We start from the raw sequence: 23,816 nt of genomic DNA, 5'->3' as shown, positions 1-23,816 counted from the left end.
ACCATGGCGGTCAGGGAATCGATCCCACACGTTGAGCGGGCCATGAGCGATACGGCACGACCGGGCGCCGCGGTGCGGCGTCGTTCGCGGGCGGCCGGCATCGCCGACGGTCTGATGGGGGTCGCCCTGCTGGCGGGGCCCGCCAACGTGATCATGCAGCTGGCGCGCCCCGGTGTCGGGTACGGCGTGATGGAGAGCCGGGTCGAGAGCGGTCGCGTCGACCGGCATCCGATCAAGCGCGCCAGGACCACCTTCACCTACCTCGCCGTCGCCACCAGGGGCTCGGACCAGCAGAAAGCGGCGTTTCGCAGGGCCGTCAACGGCGCCCACGCGCAGGTGTACTCGACCGAGGAAAGCCCGGTGTCGTACCACGCGTTCGACAAGGATCTGCAGCTGTGGGTGGCCGCCTGCCTCTACAAGGGTGCCGTCGATGTGCAGCGGATGTTCATCGGCGAGGTCGACGACGAAACCGCCGACCGGCACTACCGCGAGAGCATGACCCTGGCCACCACGCTGCAGGTGCCGCCGGAGATGTGGCCGGCCGACCGGGCCGCGTTCGACAAGTACTGGCAGGAGTCGCTCGACCTGGTGCACATCGACGACGCCGTGCGTGAATATCTGTATCCGATCGCGGTGGCGCGCATGCGCGGCATGGCACTGCCCGGCCCGCTGCGACGGATCCCGGAGAGCGTCGCGGCCCTGATCACCACCGGATTCCTGCCCCAGCGGTTCCGCGACGAGATGCGGCTGCCGTGGGATCAGGTGCGGCAGCGCCGGTTCGACCGGCTCATCGCGGTGCTGCGCACCGTCAACAACCTGCTGCCATCACCGGTGCGGCAGTTCCCGTTCAACGTGCTGCTCAAGGATCTGGACTGGCGGGTGCGTACGGGGCGTCCGCTGGTCTAGTTGTCAGTTTTCGGGCGTACCCTCGCGCCCGTGCGTACCGACAACGACAGCTGGGACATCACTACGAGCGTGGGGCAGACGGCGTTATTCGTCGCCGCCTCAAGGGCTTTGGAAGCGCGAAAACCGGAACCGCTTGCCGTCGACAGGTATGCCGAGGAGTTCTGTCGCGCCGCGGGCGGCATGTGGGCCGCCGCGCTCGACGGCACCGACCCCGAGCACCCGCTGCGTACCGAGTTCGGCGAACATTTCGTGAACTTCCAAGGGGCCAGGACCAAGTACTTCGATGACTATTTCCGCCGGGTCGCGCAGGCCGGTGTGCGTCAGATCGTATTGCTGGCGGCGGGCCTGGACTCGCGGGCCTACCGGTTGCCATGGGCCGATGGCACGGTTGTCTACGAACTCGACCAGCCCCGCGTCCTGCAGTTCAAACGCGATGTGGTGGCGTCGCTCGGAGAGGAGCCGACGGCCGAGCGTCGCGAGATCGCGATCGACCTCCGCGACGACTGGCCCCGGGCGCTGCGAGCAAACGGGTTCGACCCGGCGCAGCCCTCGGCCTGGATTGCCGAGGGGCTGCTCATCTATTTGCCCGCCACGGCGCAGGAACAATTGTTCGCTGGCATCGACGGTCTCGCCGCGCCAGGCAGCTTCGTGGCGGTCGAGGAATCCGTGCCGTGGCCGCACGAGGTGGTCGAGGCCAAGCGAGCCGAGGCGCGGGCCTCCGGTGACGAGAACGCGTTCTTTTCCCTCGTCTACAACGAGCAGCACGCGCCCGCGGAGGAGTGGTTTTCGCGGCGCGGCTGGCGCGCGGAGGCCACACCGCTGCAGGACTATCTGCGAGACGTCGGGCGACCGGTGCCTGGGCCGGACAGCGAGGCCGGTCAGATGACCAGCAGTATCAGCCTGGTGACCGCCAACAAGACGTGACCCGGTTCACGTTCTGACCCCATCGGGTGCATCTCGACAGCGAACTTATGTAATGCTAACTTCAGCAAAAGTTAGCTTAGCCATACATAAGGGAGAAGGCGGGGGCGAGAGTCGCTGCCGCGCACAAATATGGGTAGTGACACGCTCGCAGCTCCGTCTCAGGGAGCACCCCGGCTCGACCGTGATGTGGTCAGCCGTTTTGCCACTTGCTGTCGCGCGCTCGGCCTGACGGTCAACGACCGGCAACGCCCCGCCGACCTGACCGCAGCCAGGTCCGGGTTTGCTGGGCTGACCCACATCGCGCACGACCAGTGCGACGCGTGGATCGGTCTGGCGGCCGCGGGTGAGGTGTCGCCTGAGGTCATCGACGCGGTGTGGCGGACGGTCGCGAGTGCCGGGCGGCTGCAGCGCGAGATCGACCTCGCGGCGGGCGACCTCGGATTCACCTACGACACCGGGCTGTACCTGCAGTTCCGGGCCACCGAACCCGACGACTTCCAGCTCGCCTACGCGGCGCACCGCTGCCAGGCCGGGGAGCTGGCCGAGGCCGACGCGCTCGTGTCCGAGGTACTCGGACGCAGGCCCGGCTGGCTCAACGCGAAATGGCTGCGCGTGGCGATCAACTACCGCGCCGAGCGCTGGTCCGACGTCATCCGGTTGTTGACCCCCGTGGTCACCGACGAAACTCTCGACGAGGTCACCTCGCACGCCGTGCGGATCACGCTTGGTATCTCGCTGGCCCGGCTCGGAATGTTCGGGCCCGCGCTGTCCTACCTCGAGGAGCCCGCCGGACCGATCGCGGTGGCGGCCGTCGACGGCGCGCTGGCCAAGGCGCTCACGTTGCGCGGGCAGGGTGAGGATGAGGACGCCAACGACGTCCTGCAGGATCTCTTCGCCGCACACCCGGAAAACGCTCAGGCCGAAGAGGCGCTGCTCGATCCCACCTTCGGGATGCTGACCACGACCGCGGCGCGCATCGACGCCAGGACCGACCCGTGGGATCCGCGGACCGAGCCGTCCGAGTCGGAGTTCGTCGATCCGGGGGCCAAGGAACGCAAGGCGCACCTGCTGATCGAGGCCGAGGCCGAACTCGCCGAGTTCATCGGCCTCGAGGAAGTCAAGTACCAGGTCGCCCGCCTCAAGAGCTCGGTCGCGATGTCGATCCGGCGCCAGGAACGTGGCCTGGCCGTGGCGCAGCGCGCCAACCACCTGGTGTTCGCAGGCCCACCCGGTACGGGTAAGACCACGATCGCGCGCGTCGTCGCCAAGATCTATTGCGGCCTGGGGCTTCTCAAGAAGGAGACGGTCCGCGAGGTGCACCGCGCCGACCTCATTGGCCAGCACATCGGCGAGACCGAAGCCAAGACCAACGCCATCATCGACAGCGCGCTCGACGGCGTGCTGTTCCTCGACGAGGCCTACGCGCTGGTGTCCACGGGCGCCAAGAACGACTTCGGGCTCGTGGCCATCGACACCCTGCTGGCCCGTATGGAGAACGACCGCGACCGGCTCGTGGTGATCGTCGCCGGGTACCGCAAGGACCTCGACATGTTCCTGGACACCAACGAAGGTCTGCGCTCCCGATTCACGCGCAGCATCGACTTCCCGTCGTACTCGTCGTCCGAACTCGTCGAGATCGCCGAGCGTATGGCCGAGAAGCGCGACAGCACGTTCGAGAAGGCCGCGCACGACGACATGGAGCGGCTGTTCGGCTACCTGGCGGAGGCCACCATGCCCGACGCCAACGGCGTCCAGCGGCGCAGCCTCGACATCGCAGGCAACGGCCGCTTCGTCCGCAACCTGGTCGAGCGTTCCGAGGAGGAGCGCGAATACCGGCTGGACCATATGGAATCCGACGATTTCACCGACGAGGAGATGATGACGATCACCGCCGGTGACGTGCGTAACTCGGCCGCCCCGTTGCTGCGTGGCCTGGGTCTGTCGGTGCCCGCATGACCAGTCCCGAGGATCGGCGGTCCTTCACGTCCCGCACGCCGAACAACGAGAACCCCGACCGCGTGGTCTACCGCCGCGGGTTCGTCACGCGCCACCAGGTGTCGGGCTGGCGATTTGTCATGCGCCGCATCGCATCCGGCGTTGCGCTGCACGACACCCGCATGCTGGTCGACCCGCTGCGCTCGCAGAGCCGGGCGGTGGTCACCGGCGCGTTGATCGTGATCACCGGCCTCATCGGCTGTTTCGTCTTCTCGTTCATCCGGCCCGGCGGGGTGGCGGGCGAGGACAAGGTGCTCGCCGACCGCTCGACCGCGGCGCTGTACGTGCGGGTCGGCGACCAACTGCACCCGGTGCTCAACCTCACCTCGGCCCGGCTCATCACCGGTGCGCCGGACAACCCGAGCAGCGTGAAAACCAGTGAGATTGACAAGTATCCACGGGGCAACCTGCTCGGCATCCCGGGTGCGCCCGAACGGATGGTGCAGAGCGCGTCGCGCGATGCCGACTGGACCGTGTGCGACAGCGTGTCCGGCAGCAACGCCGGCGTCACCGTCATCGCCGGTCCCCTCGCCGACGGCGGCGAGCGTGCGGTCGCCCTGGCCCCGAATCACGCTGTGCTCGTGCACAACAGCGTCGGCCCGAACCCGGGGGACTGGCTGCTGTGGGACGGCAAGCGCAGCCCGATCGACCTGGCCAATCTCGCGGTGACCGATGCGCTCGGCCTGCGCGGCGAGATCCCGGCACCGCGTCCGGTCGCGGCCGGACTCTTCAATGCCATCCCGGAGGCCCCGGCCCTGGCAGCACCCGCCATCGCCGAAGCGGGGGCGCCGACGCACTACGGGCTGTCGACCCCGGTGCCGGTCGGCTCGGTGGTCGCGGCCTACGAGGCCGACAACACCATTCGCTACTACGCGGTTCTGGTCGACGGCCTGCAGCCGGTGTCACCCGTGTTGGCCTCGATCCTGCGCAACACCAACTCCTACGGCCTGGATCAGCCGCCCCGGCTCGGCGTCGACGAAGTGGCCCGGATGCCCGTCTCGCGCGCCATCGACACCACCGTCTACCCGAGTGATCCGGTCACCCTCGTATCGGCGTCGGCCGACCCGGTCACGTGTGCCCGGTGGGCGAAACCTGCTGACGCCACGGAGAGTTCGCTGACCGTGCTGTCCGGCGCCGCGCTGCCGCTGCCCGACGGACTGCGCACCGTGGATCTGGTGGGCGCAGGCCGGGACGGTGCCGCCAACCGGGTGGCACTGACGCCCGGCAGCGGATACTTCGTGCAGACCGTGGGCGCCGAGCCCGGTTCGCCGACCGCAGGGTCGTTGTTCTGGGTGAGCGATACCGGCGTGCGGTACGGCATCGACACCGCGGGTGACGACAAAGCCGTTGCCGCGCTTGGCCTCACCACACCGGCCGTGCCGGTTCCATGGTCGATCCTGACGCAGTTCGCCGCAGGCCCGACCTTGTCCCGAGGCGACGCTCTGGTTGCGCACGACGCGCTGTCGCCCGATTCGAATGCTGCGCGCATGGAGGCGACCCGATGAGCGCCTGCGCGAAGAGGAGACAAACCCGATGAGCAGGCTGATCTTCGAGCACCAGCGCCGGCTGGCGCCGCCCGCGAGCCGCAAGGGCACGATCACCATCGAGCCGCCGCCCGAGCTGCCCCGGGTGATCCCGCCGTCGCTGCTGCGCCGCGTGCTGCCGTACCTGATCGTGATCCTGATCGTCGGCATCATCGTGGCCCTGGTGGCCACCGGCATGCGGCTGATCTCGCCGACCATCCTGTTCTTCCCGTTCGTGATGCTGCTCGCCGCCACCGCGCTGTACCGCGGGGACAGCAACAAGATGCGGACCGAAGAGGTCGACGCCGAGCGCGCCGACTACCTGCGCTACTTGTCCGTTGTCCGCGACAACGTCCGCGCCCACGCGGCCGAACAGCGTGCGGCACTGGAGTGGTCGCATCCCGACCCCGAGGTGCTCGCCACCGTGCCCGGCACCCGCAGGCAGTGGGAACGCGATCCGCGGGACCGTGACTTCCTGGTACTGCGTGCCGGCCTGCACGACGTGCCGCTCGATGCGGCCCTGCGGGTCAAGGACACCGTCGACGAGATCGACCTGGAGCCGGTCTCGCACAGCACATTGCGCGGTCTGCTCGACGTTCAGCGCACCGTGCGCGATGCTCCGACCGGCATCGATGTCACCAAACTCGCCCGCATCACGGTGCTCGGGGAAGCCGACGACGTGCGTGATGCCGTGCGCTCCTGGGTGGCTCAGGCCGTCACATGGCACGACCCGACCATGCTCGGCGTCGCGCTGGCGTCGCCCGGCGTCGATTCCGACGACTGGTCGTGGCTCAAATGGCTTCCGCACGTGGATGTCTCAGGCGAAGCTGACGGTGTCGGTCCGGCCAGGTATCTGACCACCGGGGTGGCCGAGCTGCGCGACAAGCTGGACCCGGTGCTCGCCGACCGGCCGCCGTTCCCGGCCGAGCCCGATCACGCGCTCAAGCACCTACTGGTGATCATCGACGACCCGGACGCCGATCCCGACGACATCGCGCGCAGGCCCGGCCTGACCGGGGTGACGGTGATCCATCACTCCACCAAACTGCCCGACAGCGACCAGTACCCGGATCCGGAGCGGCCCATCCTGCGGGTCGCCGACGGCCGCATCGTGCGCTGGCAGAGCAGCGGGTGGCAGCCCTACGTCGACCGGGCCGACGCCATGCCTGCCGCCGAAGCCGCGCATATCGCGCGCCGGCTGTCCCGCTGGGATTCCAATCCCGGTTACGTGCGGTCGACCTCGACCGGCGGCGCGACGTTCACCACGCTGCTCGACATTCCCGACGCCTCGGCACTGGACGTGGCCGGGCTGTGGGCACCGCGTCCGCGTGACGAAGAACTGCGGGTACCCATCGGCGTCACCGCCACCGGCGAACCGCTGTACTTCGATCTCAAGGACGAGGCCGAGGGCGGCATGGGCCCGCACGGACTGATGATCGGTATGACGGGCTCCGGCAAGTCGCAGACCCTGATGTCAATCCTGTTGTCGCTCTTGACCACCCACTCCGCCGACCGGCTCATCGTGATCTACGCGGACTTCAAGGGCGAGGCCGGGGCCGACATCTTCCGCAACTTCCCGCAGGTCGTGGCGGTCATCTCGAACATGGCCGAGAAGCGGTCGCTGGCCGACCGGTTCGCCGACACGCTGCGCGGTGAGGTGGCCCGGCGCGAGCAACTGCTCAAGGAAGCCGGCCGCCGCGTGCAGGGCAGCGCGTTCAACTCGGTCACCGAGTACGAAGCCGCGATCGCGGCCGGGCACGACCTGCCGCCCATGCCGACGCTGTTCGTGGTCGCCGACGAGTTCACGCTCATGCTGGCTGATCACCCCGAGTACGCCGACCTGTTCGATTACGTTGCGCGTAAAGGTCGTTCGTTCCGCATCCACATCCTGTTCGCGTCGCAGACGCTGGACGTGGGCCGGATCAAGGACATCGACAAGAACACGTCGTACCGCATCGGTCTGAAGGTCGCGAGCCCCAGCATCTCGCGGCAGATCATCGGCGTGGAGGACGCGTACCACATCGAGTCCGGCCGCGAGCACAAAGGTGAAGGCTTCCTGGTGCCCGCGCCGGGTGCCGTGCCGATCAAGTTCCGCAGCACTTACGTCGACGGCATCTACGATCCGCCACGCGCCGAGAAATCGATTGTGGTGCGGGCACTTCCGCAGCCGCAGTTGTTCACCGCGTCGCGGGTCGAGCCTGAGCCCGACACCGTCATCGTGACCAACGGCGCGGACGTCGAGGTACTGCCGCCGCGCAAGCTGATCGCCACGATCGGCGATCAGCTGGCCACCTACGGCCCGCGCGCTCCGAAGCTGTGGCTGCCACCGCTTGACGAGACGATCCCGCTCGCCGACCTGCTGGCCCGCTCCGACGTCGACGCTGGCCAATTGCGCTGGCCCCTCGGCGAAATCGACAAGCCGTTCGAGATGCGCCGGGATCCGCTGGTCTTCGACGCCAACTCGGCTGCCGCGAACGTGCTCATCCACGGTGGGCCACGGTCCGGCAAGTCAACGGCGCTGCAGACGTTCATCCTGTCGGCGGCAGCACTGCACTCACCTCGCGACGTGACGTTCTACTGCCTGGACTACGGCGGCGGAAAGCTCGCCGATCTCGGCGACCTCGCGCATGTCGGCAGCGTCGCAACGCCGCTGGAGCCCGAGCGCATCCGCCGCACCTTCGGTGAACTCGAGCAGCTGCTGCGGGCGCGCCAGCAGCAGGGTGCGGTGAGCCGTCGCGGCGGTTACGCCGACGGCTACGGTGCCGTTTTCCTGGTGATCGACAACCTGTACGCGTTCAGCCGCGACAACACCGACACCTTCAACACGCGTAACCCGTTGCTGGCCAAGGTGACCGAGCTGGTCAACAGCGGTATGGCCTACGGCATCCACGTCGTCATCACCACGCCGAACTGGCTTGAGGTGCCGCTGGCCATGCGTGACGGCCTGGGCCTGCGGCTGGAACTCAAGCTGCACGACGCGCACGACAGCATCGTGCGCGTGGTCGGCGCGCTGCGCAGGCCCGCCGAAGCGGTGCCCGCTGATCAGCCGGGCCGCGGCCTCACCATGGCCGCCGAGCATTTCCTGTTCGCCGCGCCCACGCTGAGCGACATCGCCGTCATCAACTCGCGCTACCCCGGCATCAGCGCACCGCCCGTGCGGCTGCTGCCGACCGACCTGGCGCCCGCGGCGATCGCACCGCTGTACCCGGCACCCGAACAGGTGGTCATCGGTCAGCGCGAAGAAGACCTGGCCCCGGTGGCGGTCGACTTCACCCACAACCCGCTGCTCACGGTGTTCGGTGACGCGAAGTCCGGCAAGACCACGCTGCTGCGGCACATCATCAGGACCATCCGCGAGAACTCGCGGCCTGACGAGGTGGCGTTCACGGTGATCGATCGGCGTCTGCACCTGGTCGACGAACCCCTGTTCCCCGACAACGAATACACCGCGAACATCGATCGCGTCCTACCGGCCATGCTCGGGCTGTCGGCGCTGATCGAAAAGCGCCGTCCGCCGGCCGGATTGAGCCCGCAGGAACTCAGCGCGTGGGGTTATACGGGGCACACGCACTACCTGATCATCGACGACGTCGACCAGATCCCGGACGGCCCGGCCATGAGCGGCCCGTTCGCCGGACAGCGGCCGTGGACCAACATCATCGGCCTGCTGGCCGAGGCGTCCGACCTCGGGCTGCGTGTCATCGTGACCGCGCGGGCCACCGGGTCGGCGCACGCGGTGATGACCGCGCCGCTCCTGCGTCGCCTCAACGATCTGCAGGCGACGACGCTGATGCTGTCGGGCAACCCGACAGACAGCGGCAAGATCCGTGGGCATCGGTTCGTCCGATTCCCCGCAGGCCGAGGCATGTTGCTGGCTGACAGCGACACACCCGAGTTCGTCCAACTGGTCAACCCGCTCGCCGGCGAGACGGCGTTGTCCGCGAAGAACGGCAGGAAGGAATACTGATGACACTTCGTGTGGTACCTGAGGGTCTGACCGCAGCCAGTTCGGCGGTGGAGGCGTTGACGGCCCGGCTGGCGGCGGCACACGCCGCGGCGGCTCCCGTGGTGTCGGCGGTCGTACCGCCGGCCGCCGACGCGGTGTCGCTGCAGACGGCGACCGGCTTCAGCGCTCACGGCGCGCAGCACAATGTGGTTGCGGCCCAAGGCGTCGAAGAGCTCGGGCGCTCCGGCGCCGGTGTCGGCGAGTCCGGCGCGAGCTACGTCACCGGTGACGCCATGGCGGCTTCGTCGTACCTGATCGCGCGCGGCGTCTGAGCATGACTGCCCCCATCTGGATGGCCCTGCCCCCGGAAGTGCACTCGGCGCTGCTGTCCAGCGGCCCTGGCCCCGGGCCGCTGCTGGCCGCCGCGGGGGCCTGGCAGTCGTTGAGCACCGAATACGCCGCTGCGGCCGCAGAATTGACCAGTGTGCTGGGTGCGGTGCAGGCCGGATCCTGGGAGGGCCCGAGCGCCGAGCAGTACGTCGCGGCCCACTCGCCGTATCTGGCCTGGCTGGCCCAGCAGTCGGCGAACAGCGCAGCGGTCGCGGTTCAGCACGAGACGGCGGCGGCCGCGTATTCGTCGGCGCTCGCGATGATGCCGACGCTGCCCGAACTGGCGCTCAACCACGTGATGCACGGCGTGCTGGTCGGGACCAACTTCTTCGGCATCAACACGATCCCGATCGCGCTCAACGAGGCCGACTACGTGCGGATGTGGATTCAGGCCGCGACATCGATGAGCACGTATCAGGCGGTTTCCGGCGCGGCGGTGGCCGCGGTGCCGGTGAGCAGCCCGTCGCCGTTCCTGCTCAAACCCGGTGTGGGAGAGGCGGGTAACGCCTCGGCCAGTGCGCAACAGCTGACCACGCAGGCGCAGGCGACCGATTCCGGGTCGGCGCTCAACATTTCCGACTGGCTTTCCGACCTGCTCGAGCAGTACCTGCAGGGCGTCCCGGGCGGCCAGGAGATCATCGACTTCCTCAAGGATCCGCTCGGCAACCTGATGAAGTTGATCAACGACTTCCTCACCAACCCCGGTCAGGCACTGGTGACGTGGTGGCCGTTCCTGTTCGCGGTGGCCTACCAGGTGTTCTTCAACCTGGTGGGGTGGCCGACGTGGGGCATGATCCTCGCGTCCCCGTTCCTGATCCCGGCGCTGGCCGCGCTGGGCATCACCGGATTGGTGCTGCTGGTCGACCACGTGATGCAACCGCCTGCCGAGGAACCCGCACCGGCCGAGGAACCGCAGGACGCGGTCACGCCGCGGGCCGACCAACCGTCGATCTACTCGCTGGCGGGTGTGCCCGGAGGCGCGGGTGGCGTTGCGGGCGTGGCCACGTCGGGAGGCGCCGCGGCCAGCGCTGCCGGCCCGGCTGTTCCGGCAGCCCCCGCGGCGCCGCTGCTGATGTACGCGGTGGCGGGCGGCGGCCCGGAGGAGGGCTTCAGCCCGACCGTGCGAGACAAGACGAGTGCGTCGGCACCGGCTTCGGGGATTCCCGCGGCGGCGTCCGGCGTGGCCGCGTCGGTGGCCGAGCGGCGCAAGCGGCGCCGCAAGCGCTCCGCGGAACTGCAGGACTACAGCTACGCCGACGCGTACATGGATTACGAAGATCCCGATGCGGGTTCGGATTCCGCCCCGCAGCCGCGCGTGAGCGCATCGGAACGCGGCGCCGGGCCCATGGGCTTCACCGGTACCGCGGGCAAGTCGGATACGACCGCCGCCGGCCTGGCCACGTTGGGTAACGAAGGCCTGCAGGACGGTCCGGTGGTGCCGATGCTGCCGGGAACCTGGGATCCCGCCGACCGCCCCGACGGGGATGAAGGGGGTCCGCGCACCTGAACATTCCGCACTCCCACAAGGTTTTTGTTGTCGATCGAAAAGGAGAAGGTTCATGAGTTTGTTGGATGCCCATATCCCGCAGCTGGTCGCGTCGGAGGCGACGTTCGGCGCCAAGGCGGCGCTGATGCGGTCCACCAACGCGCAGGCCGAGCAGGCTGCGATGTCGTCGCAGGCGTTCCATCAGGGTGAGGCCTCGGCCGCGTTCCAGGCCGCGCACGCCCGATTCGTCGAGGTGTCGGCGAAAGTCAATGCGCTGCTTGACATCGCGCAGCTCAACCTCGGTGACGCAGCCAGCAGCTACGTGGCTCAGGACGCCGCCGCGGCCAGCAGCTACACCGCGATCTGATATCCGACGACCGAGGGTTTTGAAGGAGAGTTTTGATGTCGCAGATCATGTACAACTACCCGGCGATGTTGGCCCACGCCGGCGAGATGAACGCCTACTCGGGTGCACTGCATGCGGTCGGCGCCGATATCGCCAGCGAGCAGGCGGCGCTGGCCAGTGCCTGGCAGGGTGACACGGGTATGACGTACCAGGCGTGGCAGGCCCAGTGGAACATGGCCATGGAAGAGCTCGTGCGGGCCTACCGATCGATGGCCTCCACCCACGAGATGAACACCATGGCCATGAACGCGCGTGACCAGGCCGAAGGCGCCAAGTGGGGCTGAGCACCCGAACCAGTGGGAGCTAACGCTGTCGAGCTGACCGCCGGGCAGGCCTGGTACCTCGCCGACGTGTTGGGTGCCGGCCCGTTCCCGTGGGTGTTGGCGATCACGCCGCCGTACAGCGAACCGGCGCAGCGGTCGGGCTTCGTGGCGGAGCAGACCGCCGAGCTGACCCGGATGGGTGTGCTCAACAGTGCAGGCGAGGTCAATCCCACGGTCGCCGAATGGATCCGGGTGATCTGCCGGGCGACACAGTGGCTTGATCTGAGGTTCGTCTCGAGTGGAGGTGACTTGCTGCGGGGCATCATTGCCAGGCGCGGACGCACCGTGGTGGCGCTTCGCAACGCGCAGTTGGTCACCTTCACCGAGATGGACATCAGCCACCCGCGGGCGCTGGTTCCGGTCCTGACGGCCGGTCTGTCCCAACGCAAACCGGTTCAGTTCGAGGAGTTCGCGCTCCCGGCGCAGGCCGGTGCGCGCGCCGACGAGCAGATCCGCAACGGGACGTCGCCGGCCGAGGTGATGGGCTTCCTCGGCGTGCCACCCTCGGCGCGGCCCGTGGTGGAGTCGGTGTTCGAAGGAGGGCGCACCTACGTCGAGATCGTCGCGGGCGAGCACCGCGACGGTCATCGCGTCAGCACCGACGTAGGCGTGAGCATCGTCGACGCCGTCCGGGGCCGGATACTGGTGGCTCCGACGAAAGCTTTTGACGGGGAGTGGGTTTCGACCTTCACCCCGGGTACGCCCGATGCGATCGCGATCGCGGTCGAACGGCTTACCGCAGCTCTGCCCGGCGGATCCTGGTTCCCCGACCAACCGCTCACCCGTGACTTCGACGAAGCCGCGGCAACCTATCGAGAAAGACCCAGAGAGAACGAATGTCCGACAACACTGTGATGCCGATCGTGCGGGTGGCGGTGCTGGCCGCCGGCGACGATGGCGGTCGGCTGACCGAGATGGCGCTGCCCTCGGAGTTGCCGCTGCGCGAGATCCTGCCAGCGGTTCAGCGCATCGTGCTGCCTGCGCAGGGGGAGCAAGCCGCCGCCCCGGACCCCGTGCGGCTCAGCCTCGCCCCGGTCGGCGGTGCGCCGTTCAGCTTGGACGCCACCCTCGACACCGTCGGCGTGGTGGACGGCGATCTGCTGGCGCTGCAGGCGATTCCGGCCGGGCCACCCGCGCCACGCATCGTGGAGGACATTGCCGACGCCGCGGTCATCTTCTCGGCCGCACGTCAACACCCGTGGGGGCCGGCCAACATTGCGCGGGCCGCGACACTCGCGTTGATCGCGCTGATCCTGGTCGGGACGGGACTCGGCGCAGCACACCGCGTGATCACCGGTGAACTGCTCGGACTGTTCGTGGTAAGCGGCATCGCCGCTGCCACGGTGATCGCCGCGCTGGCCTGCCGGGGCCGGTCCCCGGTGCTGTCCACCACGCTGGCGGTCACCGCGCTGGTGCCCGTTGCCGCGGCGTTCGCGCTCGCGGTCCCCGGTGATTTCGGCGCCGCCACGGTGCTGCTGGCTGCCGCAGGCGTCACCGCGTGGTCGCTGATCAGCATGGCCAATTCGCCTGATGACCGCGGCATCTCGGTGTTCACGGCCGCCGCGGTCACCGGGGCCGGTGTGCTGCTCACCGCAGCGGTGGCAGCCCTGTGGGAGCTGTCGGCCACGACCATCGGCTGCGCCCTCGTCCTCATCGGCCTGCTGGTCACCGTGCAGGCTGCCCAACTGTCGGCGATGTGGGCCCGGTTCCCGCTGCCGGTGATCCCGGCGCCGGGCGATCCGACGCCTGCCGCGCAGCCCCTGTCGGTCCTCGAAGACCTGCCGCGCCGCGTCCGCGTCAGCCAGTCCCATCAGACCGGTGTGATCGCCGCGGGCGTGCTGCTGGGAGTCGCGGGCTCGCTGATCCTCGTGGGCACGCCGACCGCGTCGCCGTGGGCCTGGTACGTCGCGGTCGCCGCAGCCGCCGCAGCCGCACTGCGCGCCCGGGTGTGGGACTCCGCGCCGTGCAAGGCGTGGCTCTTGGCGCACCCCTACCTGCTGACCGTCGGCCTGCTCACGGTGTTCGCATTCGGTGGGCGGTACCAGGCGGCATGGTTTGCCCTTGCGGTGCTCGCCGCACTGACCCTGGCCTGGGTCGTGGTCGCGCTCAACCCGAGAATCGCTGCCCCTGAGAGCTATTCGCTGCCCATGCGGCGCGTGGTGGGATTCGTGGCGTCGGGTCTTGACGCGTCACTGATCCCGGTGATGGCCTACCTGGTGGGCCTTTTCAGTTTTGTGCTCGACCGGTGAGGTGCCGGTGATACGCAAACACGTGGCGCTCGTCGCGGCCACGGGCCTGGTGACCCTGATCGGCTGCCCACCCGCGGCGGCCATCACGCGGCCCGAGGTCGACGCGCAGGTCGCCCCGCCGCCCGGAACCGCGGGCCCGGTGCAGCCGATGATGCAGAACTCAGCGTGTGGCACCACGGGTGTGCTGCCCGGTTCCGATCCCGGCGCACCCAGCCCGAATCAGCTGGCGCTCAACCTCTCCGGGGCGTGGCAGCACAGCCGCGGCGAAGGGCAGACCGTGGCCGTGATCGACACCGGTGTGCACCCCGGCCCGCGCCTGCCCAACGTCGAGCCCGGCGGCGACTTCATCGAATCGACCGACGGGCTGACCGACTGCGACGGCCACGGCACGTCCGTGGCCGGGCTGATCGCCGGACAGCCTGGGCCTGACGGGTTTTCGGGTGTCGCGCCTGCGGCTCGGCTCATCTCGATCAGACAGAACTCGCCGCGCTTCGCACCGCGCACGCCCGGCACCGACGCGGTCGAGGGGCGCGTGGCGGCTGATGTCGCGAGCCTGGCCCGGGCCGTGGTCCGCGCCGCCGACATGGGCGCCCGCGTCATCAACATCTCGGTCGTGACGTGCCTGCCCGCCGACAAGCCCATCGATCAGAACGAACTGGGCGCCGCTCTGCGATACGCGGCCGTCGAGAAGGACGCCGTGATCGTTGCGGCCGCGGGCAACACCAGCGGCGGCGTCACAACCGGGTCCGCGTGCCAGAACAATCCGCTGTCCAATGCGAGCACCCCGAGCGATCCGCGCAACTGGGGCGCAGTGGGCACGGTGTCCATCCCGTCGTGGTGGCAGCCGTACGTGCTGTCGGTCGGGTCGTTGACCGCAAACGGGCAACCCTCGAGCTTCACCATGGCGGGCCCGTGGGTCGGTATAGCGGCGCCGGGCGAGAACATCACCTCGGTGAGCAACGCGCCCGACGGCGGTCTGTCCAACGCGATGACGAGCGACCGCGACAAGCTGGTTCCGCTCAACGGCACCAGCTACGCAGCCGCCTACGTGTCCGGCGTTGCGGCCCTGGTGCGCAGCAAGTACCCGGATCTCTCGGCGCGACAGGTGGTGCACCGGCTGACCGCGACGGCCCAGGGTGCGTCGCGGAACCCGTCGAACATCATCGGCGCCGGCGGGGTCGATCCGGTCGCCGCGCTGACGTGGGACGTCTCCGACGTGCCCGTCGACGGACCGGACGCGCCCAAGGGCAAACCCATTGCCGCGCCACCGGAACCGATCCCGCCGGACCACACGCCGCGCAACGTCGCGTTCGCCGGCACCGGCCTACTCGCGCTGGCGGTCATCGCATGGGCCTGTTACGGCGCATACCGACGGAAGGACAAGACCACATGACCGCCCGCATCGCGTTGGCATCACTGTTCGTCGTGGCGGCCGTGCTGGCCCGGCCCTGGCAGACCGATCTCGAACGCTGGGTTCTCGGCGTGTCCGTCGCCGCGGTCGTGGTGCTGCTCGCGTGGTGGGGCGGATTGTTCTGCACCACGATGCTCCGCTACCGCATGGCGATCTGGCGGCGCAACCACTCGAAGGGCAACCACAGCAAGACGGCCGACCCGTCGCGCGAGACCGTGGTGCTGCGGGTCGACCCGGCGGATCCCGCCCAGTTGCCGGTGGCGGTCAGCTTCCTCGATCGCTACGGCATTGTGTGCGACAAGGTTCGCGTCACGCACCGCGATGCCAACGGCTCCCGGCGCAGCTGGATCAGCCTGACCGTCGCGGCCACCGACAACCTCCCGGCCCTGCAGGCTCGGTCTTCACGAATTCCCCTGCGCGGCACCGCGGAAGTGGTCGGCCGCCGACTGGCCGACCAGCTGCGTGAGGACGGCTGGAACGTCACCATCGTCGACGGTGTCGACACCCCGGTGCCGTCGCCGGCCAAGGAGACCTGGCGTGGCATGAAGGACGACGCGGGCTTCGTCTCGGCGTACCGTGTCGCGGTCACCGACAAACTCGACGACACCCTGGCCGAGATCGCGGCGCTGGCGGCCCCTGAGGTCTGGACCGCACTGGAGTTCACGGGAGACCCGGCCCGGCCCAGGATTTCGGTGGGCTGCGCCGTGCGCTCGGCGGAGAAGCCCAAGGCGAAAGCCCCCGTGGCCCGGTTGACCCCGGCGCGGGGCAGGCACCGGCCTGCGCTGGAGGCGCTGAGCCCGCTGTCGGTGGACCGGCTCGAGGCCGCTCCCGCGCAACCGCCGAAGTCGCTGCTCAGCCGGACCTCAGTCGAACATGAAACCCCGCAGGAAGCGGGTCATCCGGCGTAGGTAGTCCGGCTGGCTCACGTGCAGCAGGTGATTGCCCGGGAACCAGTGGAACGCGCAGCGATCCCAGTGTTCCCACAACAACTGTGCCTGTTGCGGCGGCGCCAGCCGGTCACCCAATCCGGTGATGATGAGCCTGCGGTCCTTCGGCACCAACGGCCGGTAGTTGAGCGGTGACGCGTACGCCGTGGCCGCGGCCGACAGCTCCGGATCGGTCCGGGCGGCCAGCCGTTCCAGCGCCACCAGCTTGTTGGCCGGGAACCACTCGTCGACCGTGCGATCCGGGGTGACGACGGGAACGTTCGGGATCACCGCCTGGATACGGTCGTCGACACTGGCCAGCAGTGCCGACGTGAAACCGCCGAGCGAGATACCCGTCAGCGCGATCCGGTCCACCCCGGTGTACTCCAGATAGTCGATGGCGGACCGGAAGTCGTGCACCGCTTGGGCCATGGCCTCGGCGAACCCCGCGAAACCGTGCGCGAAGTAGCCGTAACCGCTGAACGGAGAGAACCTTTCGGCCCGACGACCGTGAAATGGCAACGTGTACAACAGCACGTCGTAACCCGACCGGTAGAACCACGGCAGCGACAGAAACAGTCCGTTGGCCAGATACGGCGAACCCATGAACCCGTGGATCACACACAGCGTCGGGTGCGGACCGTCGTTGTGGCGCCAATGTTGGGACCGCGCCACGTTGTTGCGGGTGAACCCACGGCACTGTTCCCGCAGCGCGGGATTGACCGCGGTGAAACTGCTGGAGAACGAGATGTTCTCGACGCGGCCGTGTGCGATCCACTCGGCGACCGGGTTGGCCGGCCGCGCCGCGACGCGGGGCGGCTCGGTCGGAGCGGGAAACGAGACCGCCGGATCCTGTGCGGACGCGAGTTCGGCGTAGAACCGCATGTGGTCGTGCTCCATGCGGGACGTCGCGGGCCGCAGGATCGACGCGAGCGTCCTCGGCACCATCGACGCTGCCACCACCGATGCGACCCCGGTACGCAATGCGATGTCGGCAGCCGCCGATACGTCGACGATCGCGCGCTGGCGCAACGTCAGATCGACACGTCGCGGCAGGCCACGGGCAGTCGCGTCAGCCCCGGGGACGTCGGGAACGGGGATCGGGGTATCGACCGGATCAACGCTGAACGGCTCCACGCCCCGATGGTAAGTGGTCAGGTGTCAAGAAAGTTCGAACAACCGCGCGGCGTTGTCGTGCAGCACGTTGCGAAGCCAGGTGTCGTCGACACCCGGCAGGACGGTCAGGGTCCGGATGGCATCGACGTAGCCGTAGGGAATGTTCGGGAAGTCGCTGCCGAACAAGATCCGCTCACCCATGGCGTGCAATCGCTGAGTGTCAGCGGGCGGGAACGGCATGGTGGACTCGACAAACGGCGTGAACGCCATCGTGGTGTCGAGCCAGACCTGGTCGAATTCTTCTGCCAGGTCCAGGAATTCGCTGTACTCCGGCATGCCCATGTGGGCCACGATCAGCACCAGCCGGGGGTGGCGGCGCAGCAGCCGCTCGATCCGTTGCGGGCCCGTGAAGTCCCCGGGCACCGGGCCGGACCCACAGTGGATCACCACCGGGACCGCGGCGTCCTCGATGAGCGCCCAGACCTCGTCGAGCAACGGGTCGTTCGGATCGTAGTTGCCCACCTGGACGTGGGCCTTGAACACCTCGGTTCCGGCCGCGATGGCGTCGGCGACGTAGCCGGCCGCCTCGGGTTCGGGATAGAACGTCGAGGTGGCCAGGCAGTCGGGCGTCTGCCTGGCGAAGCTGACCGCCCACTGGTTGAGCCAGGCCGCCATCCCGGGCTTGTGCGGGTAGACGAGCGAGCTGAACCGGCGCACGCCGAACGCCCGCAGGGTCGCGACCCGCTGCGCCTCGTCGGCCCGGTAGTTGATCGGCCATTCGCGGCCGATCAGCGGGCCCTGGCTGTCGAAGTACTGCCACACCTTGTCCATGACGTTCTTCGGCATGAAGTGGGTGTGCACGTCGACCATGCCGGGCAGGCCCAGTCCCGACCAGATCGCACGTACCGATTCCGATTCGTCCATCGTGTTCAGACGATATCGGCCGCATCTCGGCCGTCCATCACGGGCATGATCGAGATATGTGGAATCCCGACACCTACCTGGCCTTCGCCGATCACCGTGGCCGCCCGTTCTTCGACCTGCTGTCGCGGGTCGGCGCGCAGTCACCCCGGCGGGTCGTCGACCTCGGTTGCGGCCCCGGGAACCTGACCGTCACGCTGGCCGAGCGCTGGCCGGACGCCGCGCTGGAGGCCTGGGACAACTCGCCGGAAATGGTGGCCGCTGCGCGTGAGCGTGGCGTCGACGCCGATGTCGGCGGCATCGCAGAGTGGGTTCCGCGGCCCGACACCGACGTCGTGGTATCCAACGCCGCACTGCAGTGGGTGCCCGAGCATCGCGAGCTGTTGACGCGGTGGGTCTCCCAACTGGATGCGGGCGCGTGGATCGCCTTCCAGGTACCGGGAAACTTCGATTCGCCGTCGCATCAGGCCGTGCGCGAGGTGGCCCGCCGGAAACCGTTCGCCACGCCGCTGCGCGACATGCCCTGGCGGGAGGCACATGTGGTGGACGCCCCGGCCGAGTACGCGGGGCTGCTCACCGACGCGGGCTGCACCGTGGATGCCTGGGAGACCACTTATGTGCACCAATTGACGGGTGACACACCGGTTTTGGACTGGATCACCGGGACGGCCTTGACCCAGGTCAAGGGCAGGTTGACCGAGGAGGCATGGCAGCAGTACCGGCAGGCCATCATCCCGTTGCTCGCCGAGGCCTATCCCGCCCGCCCCGACGGCATCACGTTCTTCCCGTTCCGCCGGGTGTTCGTGGTCGGTCAAGTGCGGTAGTCATTACCTATGACGTAATCGACATGCGTACGTGCGCGTCCGACCATTGACGCATGCCAACGCTATTGACCGCAGATCGCACGCCAATCCACTACACCGATGCCGGTGCAGGCCCTGTCCTGATGTTCACGCATTCCTGGGGGCTCAACTCAGGACAGTGGCGTGACATCATCGAGCAGTTGGTGCACAAGGGCTTCCGCTGCGTGAGCTACGACCGGCGCGGGCACGGTGACTCGGGCGCCTACGCCGGCGAGTGGACAGTGGATTTGCTGGCCGACGATCTGGCAGGCCTGCTCGACGAACTCGACCTGCGCGACGTGACACTGGTCGGCCATTCCCTGGGGTGCGGCGAAATCGTGCGGTACCTCAGCAGGCACGGGACGGCACGCGTGAGCCGCGCGGTGTTGGTGGCGCCTCAACTGCCGCTGGTGGTCAAGACCGCCGACAATCCGGACGGTGTCGACGAGGCCATGCTCGAAGCCGTGTTGACGGCACTCAAAAGTGATGTGCGGCAATGGTGCATCGACAACCTCGCGCCGTTCTTCGGTGACCACCCGGTGCCACCCGACGTGGCCGGGTCCACCGTGGACCAGGTCGCGGCCGTGCCCGTGGAAACCCTGGCCGCGACCCAGTGGATGGGTGCCCACACCGACTACCGCGCCGACCTCGCGGGCCTCGATCTGCCCGTTGTGGTGATCCATGGCGACGCCGACGTGTCGGCCCCCATCGAGCTCACGGGTCGGCGCACGGCCGCGCTGTTGCCGAACGCGCGGCTCATCGAGATCCCCGGCGCCGCCCACGGGCTTTATGTCACGCACGCCGACCGCATCATCGACGCGATTCGTGTGCATTCACCGGCGCCGACCGCCGCTGAACGCACACAAATCACTCGTTAGCAGCGGGTTTCGAGCAGCGCGACGACCTGTTCGACGAGTTGGTCGATGTCGGCGCCCGTGGTGTCGACCACGAGGTCGGGGTTCTCGGGCGCCTCGTAAGGTGCGTCGACACCGGTGAGGCCCTTGAGTTCACCGGCCCGGGCCCGCGCATAGAGCCCCTTGGGGTCGCGCCGCGCGCACTCTTCGACAGGTGTCGCGACATGCACCTCGATGAACGGCAGTTTGGCGGCGTCGTTGAGGGCGCGCGCGGTCTCCCGGTCCGAGCGCAGCGGCGACACCAGCGACGCCAGCGCGACCACACCCGCATCGGCGAGCAGTCGAGTGAGATGCCCGACGCGGCGGATGTTCTCGGTCCGGTCGCCCGCCGAGAAGCCGAGGTCGTCGGACAGCCCGTGGCGCAGATTGTCGCCGTCGAGCAGGTAGGCGACCTGGCCCGATTCGACCAGCGCACGTTCGACGGCCACCGCCAGTGTCGACTTGCCCGACGCGGGCAGCCCGGTGAACCAGATGGTCGCACCGCGTTGCCCCGTGCTGTTCCAGCGGTATTCGCGGTCGAGCGACGAGGGATGCCACTTGATGTCGGAGCGGTTGTGGCCGCTGGGCTTGACCTCGCGGGCCTCGACGATGATGCCCGCGCCGACGGTGTCGTTGGATACCTCGTCGATCAGGATGAACGCGCCGTTGTCACGGTTGTCGGCGTAGGGGTCGGCGACGACGACCGAGCTCGTGCGCAGTGTGACAGCGCCGATGTCGTTGAGCGCCAACTCGACCGGGTTGTCGAGCTCGTCGAGGGTCTCCGGATCGAGCTTGGTGTGCAGTTCCTGCACCGTGGCCCGGACCGTGCGCGTGCCCTGCTTGAGGGCGAGCCGGTCCCCGGCCCGCAGCGGCGCGTCGAAGAACCAGCACACGGTGGCGTCGATCTCGCGGGCCAGCACCGGAAGCACGGCCTCATCGGTGCCGCTGACGAACACGTCTCCGCGGCCCACGTCGATGTCGTCGGCCAGCTCGATCGAAACCGACAGTGGTGCAACGGCTACGGTGCGGTCGTCGTCAAGTGTGTCCACGACCGTGACCGTGGAACGCGTGCCCGCGGGCAGGCTCACCACGGGGTCGCCCACGCTCAGCGTGCCCGCGGACAGCCGGCCGGTGTAGCGGCGCCGCTGCTCGGAGGTCGGGCGCGACACCCACTGCACCGCCAACCGCAGGCTCGCGGGCTCGGGGTGCGGCGCCGTCAGCTCGATGCCCTCGAGATACTCGAGCAGGGTGGGGCCGTCGTACCACGGCGTGTTCTCCGAGCGGTTCACCACGTTGTCGCCGAGCTTGGCGGCGATCGGGATGACCGTGAGGTCCGCACCGCCGAGGCGGTCGGCGACCTGGTGCAGCTCACGTTCCACCTCGGCGAACCGGCCCTTGTCGAAGTCGACCAGGTCGATCTTGTTGACCGTCGCGACAAAGTGTTTGATGCCAAGCAGTTTCGCGATGCGGGCATGCCTGCGGGTCTGGCGCAGTACCCCGGCACGGGCGTCCACCAGCAGGATGGCCACGTGCGCGTTGGACGCGCCGGTGAACATGTTGCGGGTGTAGCGCTCATGGCCCGGGGTGTCGGCCAGGATGTAGCTGCGGGTGTCGGTCGAGAAGAACCGGTAGGCGACGTCGATCGTGATGCCCTGCTCGCGCTCGGCCCGCAGGCCGTCGGACAGCGCCGCGAGATCGGCAACACCCTCGGCGTCGGTGACGGCTTCGAGGTGGTCGAGTGGCAGGCTGTCGGTGTCATGCAGCAGGCGCCCGATCAGGGTGCTCTTGCCGTCGTCGACCGACCCGGCCGTGGTGATGCGGAGCAGCTGGCGCGTAGTCATCAGAAGTAGCCCTCTCGCTTGCGGTCCTCCATGGCCGCCACCGAAGTACGGTCGTCGGCGCGGGTTTCGCCGCGTTCGGACACCGTGGCGGCGGATATTTCGGTGATCACGCGCTCGATGTCGGTGGCCTGCGACCGCACCGCGCCCGTGATGGTGAGGTCGCCGACGGTGCGGTACCGCACCCACTCCACCGCGGAGGTCTCGTCGGCGGTCGGCTGGGCGTACTCGGAGACCGCCAGCAGGATGCCGTCGCGTTCGAACACCTCGCGCTCGTGGGCGAAGTAGATCGACGGCAGCTCAAGCTTTTCCAGCTGGATGTAGCGCCAGATGTCGAGCTCGGTCCAGTTGGACAGCGGGAACACCCGGACCTGTTCGCCCTTGCGGATCCGGCCGTTGTACAGCGACCACGGTTCGGGCCGCTGGGCCCGCGGATCCCACTGCCCGAACTCGTCGCGGAAGCTCAGGATGCGTTCCTTGGCGCGGGCACGCTCCTCGTCGCGCCGGGCGCCGCCGAACGCGGCGTCGAAACCGCCGGCCTCCAGTGCGTCGAGCAGAGTCCGGGTCTGCTGCCGGTTGCGCGATGCCCCCGGCCCCGGGTCGGCGACCCGGCCACTGTCGATCGTCTCCTGCACCGAGCCGACGATGAGCTTGTGGCCCTCGCCGGTGGTGCGCCGGTCGCGGAACTCGATCACCTCACCGAAATTGTGGCCCGTGTCGACGTGCAGCACCGGGAAGGGCAGTGGTGCCGGCCGAAAGGCCTTCTCGGCCAACCGCAGCAGCACGATCGAGTCCTTGCCCGCGGAGAACAGCAGCACCGGCCGCTGCAGCTCGGCGACCACCTCGCGGATGATGTGCACGGCTTCGGCTTCCAGCAACCGCAGCTCGTCGACCTGCACGGTGTCAGTCTGCGTCATAGCGGCAGCCCCTCCCTCTCTGCGTCGGATCGATAGCGGTCCACCCACTCGTCCGAACGCTGGTCGGCCTGGCGTTCCAGCACCGGTGCCGGCGCCAGCCGAGGGTCCAGCCCCAGCGCTTCGAGCACCGTGGCCACGACCGTGGTCAGGTTGCGCCACAGGTAGGGGTAGGAGATGTCGATGGGTTTGATGTCCTCTTCCGCGAACCAGGCGTTCCAGCCTTCCTCTTGCGCCCGCAGCATCTTGATGACATGCGCGATCGCGCCCGCGTGGTACTCGGCTCGCGCGTCGCGCACCGGGTCGGGCCTGCCGCGCCAGACCCGTGTCTGGACCGCGCGCCAGAACGACACGGCCTGCGACACCACGTCCGGCCGGTACACGTGGATCAGGACCGGATCGCTGCCGACGACGTCGCGGATGGCTGACAGCAGGCCCGTGCCGGAGCGGTCCGGCAGGCCGCTGGCCCGGTCGAGCAGCAGCGGCGTCTGGTTCCACATGAGCTTGCCGCCCCAGACGCCGTTGGGCGTGCGGCCGACGGTCTGGATGTAGTCCCGCCAGATGGCGGGTGGGGCCAGGTCTGGCTTGCCTTCGTCGAGCGGATCCAGCAGGCGCAGGATCGACTCGTCCTCGACATCGGCGAACCACTGCCGGGGTTGCGGGGACTGGCTGGTGGTCGGCAGGTACTGGAAGAACTCCTGCGGTTCGCCTGCCACGCCGGTCGCGCGCAGGGACTCCACCAGCAGCGTGCTGCCGCTGCGTTGGGATGCGAGCACCAGATAGGCGGTCGGATGGTCTGGCATGCGC

The 23,816-nt window shown here is 68.7% G+C and carries 20 protein-coding genes; 15 read left to right on the top strand and 5 right to left on the bottom strand.

Features of this window, described 5'->3' with window-relative positions; translation table 11 throughout:
* The first annotated feature begins 3 nt into the window (after positions 1 to 3).
* From G6N67_RS07390 to eccE, 13 genes are all read left to right on the top strand, one after another.
* On the top strand, positions 4 to 906 hold the full coding sequence (locus G6N67_RS07390; RefSeq protein ID WP_036435695.1) for an oxygenase MpaB family protein: 903 nt from the start codon (positions 4 to 6) through the stop codon (positions 904 to 906).
* A gap of 30 nt (positions 907 to 936) precedes the next feature.
* A complete protein-coding gene (locus G6N67_RS07385; protein ID WP_036433289.1) occupies positions 937 to 1,830 on the top strand; it encodes a class I SAM-dependent methyltransferase in 894 nt (297 codons plus the stop codon).
* Positions 1,831 to 2,016: 186 nt separating this feature from the next.
* The gene (gene eccA, locus G6N67_RS07380; protein ID WP_036433291.1) at positions 2,017 to 3,786 is read left to right on the top strand and encodes a type VII secretion AAA-ATPase EccA; all 1,770 of its coding nucleotides are present in this window, start codon (positions 2,017 to 2,019) and stop codon (positions 3,784 to 3,786) included.
* Positions 3,783 to 5,330 (top strand): type VII secretion protein EccB, encoded by a 1,548-nt coding sequence (eccB, locus tag G6N67_RS07375; RefSeq protein ID WP_036433293.1) that lies wholly within the window; start codon positions 3,783 to 3,785, stop codon positions 5,328 to 5,330. The genes eccA and eccB overlap by 4 nt, the downstream gene beginning before the upstream one ends.
* Positions 5,331 to 5,358: 28 nt before the next feature.
* A complete protein-coding gene (locus G6N67_RS07370; protein WP_036433296.1) occupies positions 5,359 to 9,315 on the top strand; it encodes a type VII secretion protein EccC in 3,957 nt (1,318 codons plus the stop codon).
* Positions 9,315 to 9,626: a PE family protein gene (locus tag G6N67_RS07365; RefSeq protein ID WP_036433298.1), complete on the top strand. Its 312-nt coding sequence runs from the start codon at positions 9,315 to 9,317 to the stop codon at positions 9,624 to 9,626. Before G6N67_RS07370 ends, G6N67_RS07365 begins: the two co-directional genes overlap by 1 nt.
* Positions 9,627 to 9,628: 2 nt before the next feature.
* On the top strand, positions 9,629 to 11,191 hold the full coding sequence (locus tag G6N67_RS07360; RefSeq protein WP_036433300.1) for a PPE family protein: 1,563 nt from the start codon (positions 9,629 to 9,631) through the stop codon (positions 11,189 to 11,191).
* Positions 11,192 to 11,243: 52 nt separating this feature from the next.
* Positions 11,244 to 11,537 (top strand): type VII secretion system protein EsxG, encoded by a 294-nt coding sequence (gene esxG / locus G6N67_RS07355; RefSeq protein WP_036433303.1) that lies wholly within the window; start codon positions 11,244 to 11,246, stop codon positions 11,535 to 11,537.
* Between the two features lie 35 nt (positions 11,538 to 11,572).
* Complete coding sequence (locus G6N67_RS07350) at positions 11,573 to 11,860, top strand: WXG100 family type VII secretion target (RefSeq protein ID WP_036433306.1); 288 nt, start codon at positions 11,573 to 11,575, stop codon at positions 11,858 to 11,860.
* A gap of 12 nt (positions 11,861 to 11,872) precedes the next feature.
* A complete protein-coding gene (locus tag G6N67_RS07345) occupies positions 11,873 to 12,754 on the top strand; it encodes an ESX secretion-associated protein EspG (protein ID WP_036433308.1) in 882 nt (293 codons plus the stop codon).
* Positions 12,736 to 14,148, top strand: coding sequence for a type VII secretion integral membrane protein EccD (gene eccD, locus G6N67_RS07340; RefSeq protein ID WP_036433311.1), 1,413 nt, complete (start codon positions 12,736 to 12,738; stop codon positions 14,146 to 14,148). Before G6N67_RS07345 ends, eccD begins: the two co-directional genes overlap by 19 nt.
* Before the next feature lie 7 nt (positions 14,149 to 14,155).
* Positions 14,156 to 15,541 carry a type VII secretion-associated serine protease mycosin gene (gene mycP, locus G6N67_RS07335; RefSeq protein WP_036435696.1) on the top strand — a complete coding sequence of 462 codons (1,386 nt, stop codon included), beginning with the start codon at positions 14,156 to 14,158 and terminating at the stop codon, positions 15,539 to 15,541.
* Positions 15,538 to 16,467, top strand: coding sequence for a type VII secretion protein EccE (gene eccE, locus G6N67_RS07330; protein ID WP_036433313.1), 930 nt, complete (start codon positions 15,538 to 15,540; stop codon positions 16,465 to 16,467). The genes mycP and eccE overlap by 4 nt, the downstream gene beginning before the upstream one ends.
* Here the strand turns inward: eccE and G6N67_RS07325 are convergent.
* Positions 16,423 to 17,622, bottom strand: a complete 1,200-nt coding sequence (locus tag G6N67_RS07325; RefSeq protein ID WP_036433316.1) for an alpha/beta hydrolase family protein — start codon at positions 17,620 to 17,622, stop codon at positions 16,423 to 16,425. The two genes, eccE and G6N67_RS07325, sit on opposite strands and share 45 nt — an antisense overlap.
* A gap of 24 nt (positions 17,623 to 17,646) precedes the next feature.
* Positions 17,647 to 18,525 (bottom strand): amidohydrolase family protein, encoded by an 879-nt coding sequence (locus G6N67_RS07320; RefSeq protein ID WP_036433319.1) that lies wholly within the window; start codon positions 18,523 to 18,525, stop codon positions 17,647 to 17,649.
* A 56-nt stretch (positions 18,526 to 18,581) separates the two neighbouring features.
* Here G6N67_RS07320 and G6N67_RS07315 point away from each other — a divergent pair, with 56 nt between their 5' ends.
* The gene (locus G6N67_RS07315; protein WP_036433322.1) at positions 18,582 to 19,346 is read left to right on the top strand and encodes a trans-aconitate 2-methyltransferase; all 765 of its coding nucleotides are present in this window, start codon (positions 18,582 to 18,584) and stop codon (positions 19,344 to 19,346) included.
* A gap of 53 nt (positions 19,347 to 19,399) precedes the next feature.
* Positions 19,400 to 20,242 (top strand): alpha/beta fold hydrolase, encoded by an 843-nt coding sequence (locus G6N67_RS07310; RefSeq protein WP_063835121.1) that lies wholly within the window; start codon positions 19,400 to 19,402, stop codon positions 20,240 to 20,242.
* Here G6N67_RS07310 and cysC read toward each other — a convergent pair.
* Genes cysC through stf0 form a run of 3 tightly spaced genes read right to left on the bottom strand, consistent with a single transcriptional unit; the run spans position 20,239 to position 23,812 of the window.
* The gene (gene cysC / locus G6N67_RS07305; RefSeq protein WP_036433326.1) at positions 20,239 to 22,098 is read right to left on the bottom strand and encodes a sulfate adenylyltransferase subunit CysN; all 1,860 of its coding nucleotides are present in this window, start codon (positions 22,096 to 22,098) and stop codon (positions 20,239 to 20,241) included. The genes G6N67_RS07310 and cysC overlap by 4 nt on opposite strands.
* Complete coding sequence (cysD, locus tag G6N67_RS07300; protein ID WP_036433329.1) at positions 22,098 to 23,012, bottom strand: sulfate adenylyltransferase subunit CysD; 915 nt, start codon at positions 23,010 to 23,012, stop codon at positions 22,098 to 22,100. Before cysD ends, cysC begins: the two co-directional genes overlap by 1 nt.
* Complete coding sequence (stf0, locus tag G6N67_RS07295; protein WP_036433332.1) at positions 23,009 to 23,812, bottom strand: trehalose 2-sulfotransferase; 804 nt, start codon at positions 23,810 to 23,812, stop codon at positions 23,009 to 23,011. Before stf0 ends, cysD begins: the two co-directional genes overlap by 4 nt.
* Positions 23,813 to 23,816: the final 4 nt, after the last annotated feature.

This window comes from Mycolicibacterium mageritense (genome assembly GCF_010727475.1).
Taxonomy (GTDB): Bacteria; Actinomycetota; Actinomycetes; order Mycobacteriales; family Mycobacteriaceae; genus Mycobacterium; species Mycobacterium mageritense.
Note: the sequence above shows the minus strand (reverse complement) of the source record. Positions and strands in the feature narration are given on the sequence as shown.